Below are 9120 nucleotides of genomic sequence, written 5' to 3' on the forward strand. Positions count from 1 at the left end.
GCGGAGGCGCGCGACTTCTGGACGCCGCAGATCCCCCGGGCCGATGTGGGTCGGGGTACGTCGAGGAGCGAGCCCGTCGGCTGGTGGTCCCTGTGGCCGCGCGAAAAAGGGGGTGCCGCCGAGCGTCGGCTACCGGCTCGGCGGGGCCGGTGGTGGCGGCAGGGTCTGGCCGTCGAGGGGGCGAGAGCCGTGCTCGCAGAGGGCTTCGCCGACCCCGGCCTCGACGTCGTGCGCGCCGAGACGATGGTCGTCAACACCGGCTCTCGCGGCGTCATGCGACGCCTCGGGATGCGCGAGGTGCGCATCGAGGTCCGCGAGTGGGAGGACCCGCTGCCCGGCGCGAGCTCGGCGAGGTGATCAGCGAGATCACCCGTCAGGACTGGGCGAGCACCGTCTCGTAGACCGCCATCGTCCGATCGCCGATGCTCGTCCAGCTGAAGTGCTCGACCGCACGCTGCCGCCCGGCGAGACCACGTTCGCGCGCCCGCCCGGGGTCGGACACGGCGTCGACGAGGGCCGCCGCGAGGTCGGCCTCGAAGCGCGCCGGGTCGACCGGCGCGCCGGTGCCGTCCTGGACCTGCTCGATCGGCACGAGCCACCCGGTGACGCCGTCGTCGACGACCTCGGGGATCCCACCGGTGGCGGTCGCGACGACCGGCAGCTCGCACGCCATGGCCTCGAGGTTGACGATGCCGAGAGGCTCGTAGACCGACGGGCAGGCGAAGACCGTCGCCGCGGTCAGCAGCGCGATGACCTCGGCGCGGGGCAGCATCTCGCTGATCCACACCACCCCGTCCCGCCGCGCCCGCAGCTCGGCGACGAGGGCCTCGACCTCCGCGAGGATCTCCGGGGTGTCGGGGGCGCCGGCGCAGAGCACGACCTGCACCTCGGGCGGCAGCTCGCGCGCCGCGCGCAGCAGGTGCGGCAGGCCCTTCTGCCGGGTGATCCGGCCGACGAAGACGACCGAGGGGCGGTCGGGGTCGACGCCGTGGCGCCGCACGACGTCGAGGCGGTGCGCGGGCTGCCACAGCCGGGCGTCGATGCCGTTGTGCACCACGTGGACCCTGTCGGGGTCGATCGCGGGATAGCTGCGCAGGATGTCGGCCCGCATGCCGTGACTCACGGCGATGACGCCGGCCGCTGCCTCGTAGGCGGTGCGCTCGACCCACGACGAGAGGGCATAGCCGCCGCCGAGCTGCTCGGCCTTCCACGGGCGCAGGGGCTCGAGGCTGTGCGCCGAGACGACGTGCGGCACACCGTGCAGCAGGCTCGCCGTGTGGCCGGCGAAGTTCGCGTACCAGGTGTGGCTGTGCACGAGGTCCGCTCCCCCGCAGTCGGCCGCCATTGCCAGGTCGACACCCATCGTCGTCAGGGCGGGGTTGGCCTCCTGCAGACCCGGCGGGTCGGGATAGGCCGTCGTCCCCCCTTCGTCCCGCGGGGCGCCGAAGCACCGCACCCGCACGTCCGTGTCACCCCGCTCCCGCAGGGCCCGGGTCAGCTCGGCGACATGGACTCCGGCACCGCCGTAGACCGCCGGTGGGTACTCCTTGCTGAGGATGTCGACGCGCACCCTGTCAGCCTAGAGCGAGGGGGCGGACAGGGACACCGGCGAGCCACTAGGTTGGCCCTGACAACAGCACCGCGAAGGGAGTCGACATGGTCCGCAGGGGTCAGCCCAGTGTCCTGACGATCGTCCTCGCGGGAGGTGAGGGCAAGCGGCTGATGCCGCTCACCGCGGACCGGGCCAAGCCGGCCGTGCCCTTCGGCGGGATCTACCGGCTCGTCGACTTCGCGCTGAGCAATGTCGTCAACTCCGGCTACGCCAAGATCATCGTCCTGACGCAGTACAAGTCGCACAGCCTCGACCGCCACGTCAGCCAGGCCTGGCGGCTGGCCTCCCCGCTCGGTCACTACGTGGCGCCCATCCCGGCCCAGCAGCGCCGCGGCAAGAGCTGGTACACGGGCAGCGCCGACGCGATCTACCAGTCGCTCAACGCCATCACCGACGAGCGCCCGGACATCGTCGTCGTGGTCGGGGCGGACCACGTCTACCGCATGGACTTCTCCGACATGGTCGAGCAGCACCTCGACACCGGCGCGGAGTGCACGGTGGCGGCGATCCGGCAGCCGATCTCGACGGCCGACCAGTTCGGGGTCATGGAGGTCGGCGAGGACGGGCGACGGATCACGGCCTTCCGCGAGAAGCCCTCCGACCCCGTGGGCCTGCCGGACGCACCCCATGAGGTCTACGCGTCGATGGGCAACTACGTCTTCTCGACCGATGCCCTCATGGATGCCGTCAAGCGCGACGCCGAGGCCGACAGCCGGCACGACATGGGCGGCGACATCGTGCCCGACTTCGTCGCGCGGGGCAGCGCCCACGCCTACGACTTCGCCGACAACACCGTGCCGGGGTCGACCGACCGGGACCGCGGCTACTGGCGCGACGTCGGCACGATCGACAGCTACTTCGACGCCCACCTCGACCTGACGTCGATCCACCCGGTCTTCAACCTCTACAACTACAGCTGGCCGATCAACACCAACCACGGCCCCTACCCGCCGGCGAAGTTCGTCCACGCCGACGACGAGCGAGCGGGCGGCGCGACGAACTCGATCGTCTCCCCCGGCGTCGTCGTCTCGGGCGGCCACGTCGACAACTCGGTGCTCTCGCCGGGGGTCTTCGTCCACAGCTACTCCGAGGTGCGCGACAGCGTGCTGCTCGACGGTGTCGACGTCGGTCGGCACGCGCGGTTGCACCGGGTCATCGTCGACAAGGGCGTGCGCCTGCCGGCCGGTATCGAGCTGGGCGTCGATGCCGAGGCCGACCGCGCCCGCGGGCTCCACGTCACCGAGTCCGGGATCACCGTGGTCGGCAAGGGGCACGTCTTCGACGCCTCCTAGACTGCGGCCATGCCACGCAGCCACGCAGAGGTCGGGGACCGCCCGTGAGCCGGCTCCCCGGAGAGGGCCCGATCGCCCTCGTCATGGACGTCGACAGCACGCTCATCCGGGACGAGGTGATCGAGCTCATCGCCGAGCACGCCGGCACCCGTGAGGAGGTCGCCGCCGTCACCGAGGCGGCGATGCGCGGTGAGCTCGACTTCGCCGGCAGCCTGCACGCGCGGGTCGCGACCCTCGCCGACCTGCCGGTCGAGGTCCTCGACCGCGTGCGGGCGAGCGTGCGCCTCACCCCCGGCGCCCGCACCCTCGTCACCACGCTGGTCGAAGGGGGTCACACCGTCGGGCTGGTCAGTGGCGGCTTCACCGAGATCGTCGACGACCTGGCCCGCGAACTCGGCATCCCCACTGCGCGGGCCAACACCCTCGAGGTGGTCGACGGTCACCTCACCGGCAAGGTGCTGGGCGAGGTCGTCGACCGCGCGGCCAAGGCCGACTTCCTGCGCCGGCTGGCGGCCTCCGCCGGCATCGAGCCGGACCGCACCGTCGCCGTGGGCGACGGGGCCAACGACCTCGACATGATGGCCGCCGCCGAACTGGGCATCGCCTTCTGCGCCAAGCCCGCGGTGCGCGAGCAGGCGGACGCGAGCATCGACGAGCCCGACCTGCGCCGGGTCCTCGACCTCATCGGCCTCGACCCGCTCCCCCAACCCGACGACGAGGGCGGCCACCCCCTCGCCTGACCGCGTGTCGCCCTGCAGTTCGCGCTGGGACCAACGAGATTCCGGGGCCGGCAGGTCCTCCTGGCGCCGAACTGCAGGACGACATGCGGTAGGGCGAAGGGGATGTCGGCACACATCAAGCCGAAGTCGAGCACGACGACGCAACCACACGACAGCCAAGGACTTCGGCGGATGCCGACGTCCCCTTCGCCCGGACGGGACCCACTGGTCCGGGAGCCGACCCTTCGAGCCGGCCGCGGACGGCCTTCCTCAGGGACCGGGAGAGGTGGCTCAGATCCCCATCGCGTGCACGCCGCCGTCGACGTGCACGATCTCGCCGGTCGTGGCGGGGAACCAGTCGGAGAGCAGCATCGTGCAGGCCTTGGCCGTGGGCACCGGGTCGTTGACGTCCCAGCCGAGGGGCGAGCGGTCGTCCCACGACTCCTCGAACTGCTCGAAGCCGGGGATCGACTTCGCCGCGGTCGTGCGGATCGGGCCGGCGGCGACGAGGTTGCAGCGGACCCCCTTCGGGCCGAGGTCACGGGCGAGGTAGCGGTTGGTCGACTCGAAGGCCGCCTTGGCCACACCCATCCAGTCGTAGACCGGCCAGGCGAAGCTCGCGTCGAAGGTCAGACCCACGATCGACCCGCCCTCGGTCATCATCGGCAGCGCCGCAACCCCGAGAGCCTTGAGCGAGTAGGCCGAGACGTGCATCGCGGTCGCGACGTCCTGCCACTCGGCGTCGAGGAAGGTGAAGGCCCCCTCGGGGGCGAAGCCGATCGAGTGCAGGACGCCGTCGAGGCGCTCGGTGTGCTCGCCGATGCGGTCGGCGAGGGCCGCGAGGTCTTCCTCGCTCGTGACGTCGAGCTCGATGACCGGGGCCTCCTGCGGGAGGCGCTTGGCGATCGTGCGGGTGATCTTCATCGTCCGCCCGAAGCTCGTGAGGATCACCTGCGCGCCCTGCTCCTGCGCAAGCTTGGCGACGTGGAAGGCGATCGAGGACTCCATGAGGACGCCGGTGATGAGGAAGGTCTTGCCGGTGAGCATCTGCTGCCTTTCGCGAAGGGGGTTGTCCGGGGGTGAGCGGGAGGGCTCAGTGGCCCATGCCGAGGCCGCCGTCGACGGGGATGACGGCACCCGAGACGTAGGCCGCGTCGTCGGAGACGAGGAAGGAGACGGCACCGGCGACCTCGTCGGCCTGGCCGTAGCGTCGCGCCGGGATGGCGGCCTGGTACTCGGCCTTGGTCTTGTCGGGCAGCTCCGCGGTCATGTCGGTCTCGATGAAGCCGGGCGCGACGACGTTGGCGGTGATGCCCCGGGCGCCGAGCTCACGGGTCATCGAGCGGGCGATGCCGACGAGCCCGGACTTCGAGGCCGCGTAGTTTGCCTGGCCCGGCGAGCCGTAGAGGCCCACGACGCTCGAGAGCAGGACGACCCGGCCGAAGCGGGCCTTGACCATCGGCGTGGCCGCGCGGCGCACGCAGCGGAAGGTGCCGTGCAGGTTGGTTTCGACGACGGACGAGAAGTCGTCGTCGGTCATCCGCATGAGCAGGGTGTCCTTGGTGACGCCGGCATTGGCGACGAGGACCTCGACCTCACCGTCGAGCAGCTCCTTGGCCGCGGTGAAGGCCGCGTCGACGGAGTCGCTGTCGGTGATCTCGCAGGCGACGACGTCGAGACCCTCGACCGGGTCGCCGGACCGGGAGGTGACGACGACGCGGTGGCCGTCGGCGAGCAGGCGTCGCGCGATCGCCTCCCCGATGCCTCGGTTGCCTCCGGTGACGAGCACTCGCCGCGATGTCATCTCTCTCCTTGGTGTCCGCTCGTGTGGGTCAGGTCACGCCCGTCCCGACGCTAGAGCACTACCCCCGGGTAGCCGGACACGGACCGCCCCTCGGATGGCTCCCAGACACGCGACGTACCCTGAAGGGGTGCCCCACACGCCCGTCCCCTCGGTGACCACCGCGCCGATCTCGCTCCACGAGGAGCAGGCCGGCCGGATGCGCCAGTACCTCGCGACGATGGCCCTGCGCACCGCCTGCTTCATCGGCGCCTACTTCTTCGAGGGCTGGCTGCGCTGGGTCTGCGTGGGCCTCGCCGTCGTCCTGCCCTACATCGCCGTGGTCCTCGTCAACGCCGTCCGCCCCCGCGCCGCCGACGAGACCTTCCAGCCCGTCACCGACCACCGCCGGCAGCTGGGCGCCTGATGGACGAGCTCATCTGCAGCCGCAAGGCGTGCCGGCAGACGGCGACCCGCGCCGTCCTGTGGCGCAACCCCCGCATCCACGACGAGTCCCGGCGCAAGGTCTGGCTCGCGTGCGACGAGCACGAGGAGGTCCTGCGCGAGCACCTGGCGGTGCGCGGCTTCCCCGTCGCGACTTGCGCGGTCGACGAGATCCCGGACGACGCCGGCTGATGCTGCGCCGTGCCCTCACCCCGAGGTGGCTCGGGTGGTTCCTCCTCGTCCTCGTCGTGTCCCTGGCCTGCGTGTGGCTGGGCCAGTGGCAGTGGGGCAAGTACGAGTCCAGGTCCGCCAGCGCCGACCGGATCACGAGTCACTACACCGCCGACCCGGTCCCGTTGACGGACGTCCTGGGCACCGACCCGGTGGGCCTGGACCACGAGTGGACCCGGGTGCGCGCGACCGGCGAGTACCTCACCACCGAGCAGGTCCTCGTGCGCAACCGTCCCCTCGACGGGACCTACGGCTACGAGGTGCTCCTCCCCCTTCGCCTCGAGGACGGCGGTGTCGTCCTCGTCGACCGGGGCTGGGTCCCCAACAGCCCGAAGGGGGCGGACGTCGCCCCCGAGGTCCCGGCCGCGCCGCGTGGGGAGGTGACCGTCACCGGCTGGGTCCGCCTGGGAGAGAAGAGCCTCGGGCGGGACATGCCGACCGGTCAGGTCGCGAGCATCAACCTCGACGAGGTCTCGCAGCAGATCGACGCCGACGTGCTCGGCGGCTACGTGGCGCTCCAGTCGGAGGAGCCGGACGGGCCACGCCCAGACCCGCTCGAGGTGCCCGACACCGACACCGGGCCGCACCTGGCCTATGCGATCCAGTGGTGGCTCGTCATCCCGGCGCTGTGGGTCTTCGTCGTCCTCGCGCTGCGCCGCGAGATCCAGGAGCAGGGCGACGCCGGCGCGCCCCCAAGCCCAAGAAGGTGCGGATCTGGGACGAGGAGGACGGCTGAGTCAGCCGACCTCGACCGGGTCGCCCTCCCCCTCGAACTGCGTGGTGTACAGCGACGCGTAGAGCCCGTGAGCGGCGAGCAGCTCGTCGTGCGTGCCGCGCTCGACGACGCGACCCGCGTCGACGACGAGGATCTGGTCCGCGGCGCGGACCGTCGACAGCCGGTGGGCGATGACGATGGCCGTGCGCCCCTCGAGAGCGGTGTCGAGCGCCCGTTGCACGGCGACCTCCGACTCGCTGTCGAGGTGCGCGGTCGCCTCGTCGAGGATGAGCACGGCCGGTGACTTGAGCAGCAGCCGGGCGATGGCGAAGCGCTGCTTCTCCCCACCGGACAGCCGGTGCCCCCGGTCCCCCACGACCGTGTCGAGCCCGGCGGGGAGCGCCGCGACGAGCGAGCGGATCTGCGCGGCCTCGAGCGCGGCCCACATCTCGTCCTCGCTCGCCTCCGGGCGGGCATAGGCGAGGTTGGCGCGGATGGTGTCGTGGAAGAGGTGCGCCTCCTGGGTCACCATGCCGACCGAGGCGCTCACCGAGTCGAGGGTCGCCTCGCGCAGGTCGAGACCGCCGATGCGGACGCTGCCGCTCGTCGGGTCGTAGAAGCGGGTGACGAGAGAGGTGATCGTGCTCTTGCCGGCACCGCTCGGCCCGACGAGGGCGACGAGCTGACCGGGCTCGGCGCGCAGCGTCACGCCCTGCAGCACCGGACCGCCCTGCTCCCGGTCGCCGGTGGTTGCACCTTCGAGCGAGCGAAGGGAGATCGCGTCGGCTCCGGGGTATGTGAAGTGCACGTCGTCGAGCTCGACCGACAGCGCCTCGCCCTGCGGCAGCGGCCGGGCGTCGGGTGCCTCCCGGATGCTCGAGGGCATGTCGAGCAGCTCGAAGAGGCGGGCGAAGGAGACGAGGGCGGTGAGCACGTCGACGTGCACGTTGGACAGTGCCGTGAGCGGCCCGTAGAGGCGGGCGAGGAGCGCGGCCAGGGCGAGCAGCGTGCCGACGGTCAGCGCTCCGTCGACGGCCATGACCCCGCCGACGCCGTAGACCATCGCGGTCGCGAGCGAGGCCAGCGCGGTGAGCATGACGAAGAAGAAGGCCCGGTTGGTCGCGATCTTGACGCCGATGTCGCGCACGCGGGCGGCCCGCTGGTCGTACTGCTCGATCTCGCGGGCCGGCGAGCCGAAGATCTTCACGAGGAGGGCACCGGCGACGTTGAACCGCTCGGTCATCTGGTTGCCGAGGTCGGCGTTGAGGTTCATCTGCTCCGAGGCGAGCCCGGCCAGCCGTCGGCCCATCCACTTCGCCGGGAGGACGAAGAAGGGCACGAGCACGAGCGAGGCGAGGGTCAGCTGCCACGACAGGGCGAACATCGCGCCGAGGATGAGCACGAGCGAGATGACATTGCTGACGACCGACGAGAGCACCGTCGTGAAGGCCTGCTGGGCCCCGATGACGTCGCTGTTGAGCCGGCTGACGAGGGCACCGGTCTGCGCGCGGGTGAAGAAGGCGATCGGCTGGCGCAGCACGTGGGCGAAGACCTCGGTGCGCAGCAGGTGGATCAGCCCCTCGCCGATGCGCGCGGACAGCCACCGCTGGACGAGGCTCGTCACGGCCTCGACGACGGCGATCGCGGCGACGAGCAGGGCGATGACGACGACGACCTGCCGGTCCTGCGGCGTGACCCCGTCGTCGATGAGGCGCTGCAGGAGCAGTGGCACGGCCACGACGGTCATCGAGCCGACGGCGACGAGCCCGAGGAAGGCCGCGATGGTGCCCTTGAAGGGCGCCGCGTAGCCGAGGACCCGCCTGGCGGTGCCCTTGGGCAGCGGTGTCGAGGTCACCGAGTCACCCCGGCTCATCGACTGCATGAGCCCCCAGGTGCTGTTCATCATCATCGTCCGCTCCTTGTCGTCCCCGGTGCGACAACCACGGTGCACCACAAGGGATTCCCGCGCACGCAAAGTGCCGCGGGCGCCGGCCTCAGCCGAGGACGCGGTGCAGGACGAGGCGTGCGACGGCGTCGGTGTCGGCCAGTCCCCCCGGGATGAAGGGGGCACCGTTCGCCTCGGCGAGGGCGGCCACCCTGTCGTGCAGCACACCCTCCGCGAGGGTGGCCGGCACGACGAGCCGGCCCCGTGCGGCACCGGCGCGGGGCGCAGCGAGGGTCATGGTCAGCCAGCCCTCGCGCGGGTGCGCGTCGAGCAGCCGACGGATGCTCTGCCCGGCCTGCCCGGAGCTCGACCCGCCGGCGACGAGCAGGGTCGGACTGCCGGGGGTCGTGGCCCGCGGCCCGCAGCCGCTCGTCACGGCGTC

Annotated in this window: 10 protein-coding genes and 1 pseudogene; 6 read left to right on the top strand and 5 right to left on the bottom strand. The window is 71.7% G+C overall.

The features are described 5' to 3' along the window. The coding region (locus tag AC2W7J_RS12215) for a GNAT family N-acetyltransferase (protein WP_485982705.1) at nt 1–357 on the top strand (357 nt) is incomplete at its 5' end. A gap of 16 nt (nt 358–373) precedes the next feature. Here the strand turns inward: AC2W7J_RS12215 and glgA are convergent. After that, entirely contained in the window at nt 374–1570 is a 1197-nt protein-coding gene (gene glgA, locus AC2W7J_RS12220) for a glycogen synthase (RefSeq protein WP_485982707.1), read from the bottom strand. 86 nt (nt 1571–1656) lie between these two features. Here glgA and glgC point away from each other — a divergent pair, with 86 nt between their 5' ends. After that, nucleotides 1657–2904, top strand: coding sequence for a glucose-1-phosphate adenylyltransferase (gene glgC / locus AC2W7J_RS12225; RefSeq protein WP_421008332.1), 1248 nt, complete (start codon nt 1657–1659; stop codon nt 2902–2904). Nucleotides 2905–2948: 44 nt separating this feature from the next. Further along, nucleotides 2949–3644, top strand: a complete 696-nt coding sequence (gene serB, locus AC2W7J_RS12230; RefSeq protein ID WP_255183473.1) for a phosphoserine phosphatase SerB — start codon at nt 2949–2951, stop codon at nt 3642–3644. A 270-nt stretch (nt 3645–3914) separates the two neighbouring features. Here serB and fabI read toward each other — a convergent pair whose 3' ends face one another. Further along, on the bottom strand, nt 3915–4670 hold the full coding sequence (fabI, locus tag AC2W7J_RS12235; protein WP_255183474.1) for an enoyl-ACP reductase FabI: 756 nt from the start codon (nt 4668–4670) through the stop codon (nt 3915–3917). A gap of 46 nt (nt 4671–4716) precedes the next feature. Continuing rightward, nucleotides 4717–5427 (bottom strand): 3-oxoacyl-ACP reductase FabG, encoded by a 711-nt coding sequence (fabG, locus tag AC2W7J_RS12240; protein ID WP_485982709.1) that lies wholly within the window; start codon nt 5425–5427, stop codon nt 4717–4719. 127 nt (nt 5428–5554) lie between these two features. Between fabG and AC2W7J_RS12245 the strand changes: the two genes are divergently transcribed. The 3 genes and pseudogenes from AC2W7J_RS12245 to AC2W7J_RS12255 all read left to right on the top strand — a co-directional run. Further along, nucleotides 5555–5830, top strand: a complete 276-nt coding sequence (locus AC2W7J_RS12245; protein ID WP_255183476.1) for a DUF3099 domain-containing protein — start codon at nt 5555–5557, stop codon at nt 5828–5830. Next, nucleotides 5830–6039 carry a hypothetical protein gene (locus AC2W7J_RS12250; protein ID WP_255183477.1) on the top strand — a complete coding sequence of 70 codons (210 nt, stop codon included), beginning with the start codon at nt 5830–5832 and terminating at the stop codon, nt 6037–6039. The genes AC2W7J_RS12245 and AC2W7J_RS12250 overlap by 1 nt, the downstream gene beginning before the upstream one ends. Next, a pseudogene (locus AC2W7J_RS12255) lies at nt 6039–6686 on the top strand (SURF1 family cytochrome oxidase biogenesis protein); the annotation flags it as partial. The gene AC2W7J_RS12250 and the pseudogene AC2W7J_RS12255, both read left to right, overlap by 1 nt. A gap of 129 nt (nt 6687–6815) precedes the next feature. Here the strand turns inward: AC2W7J_RS12255 and AC2W7J_RS12260 are convergent. Together AC2W7J_RS12260 and AC2W7J_RS12265 are read right to left on the bottom strand one after the other, a co-directional pair. Beyond that, on the bottom strand, nt 6816–8702 hold the full coding sequence (locus AC2W7J_RS12260) for an ABC transporter ATP-binding protein (RefSeq protein WP_485982712.1): 1887 nt from the start codon (nt 8700–8702) through the stop codon (nt 6816–6818). 85 nt (nt 8703–8787) lie between these two features. Then, nucleotides 8788–9120: hypothetical protein (locus AC2W7J_RS12265; protein ID WP_485982714.1), on the bottom strand; the 333-nt coding region annotated here is incomplete at its 5' end.

The sequence above is a fragment of the Janibacter sp. CFPM2_SD2 genome, from assembly GCF_057364645.1.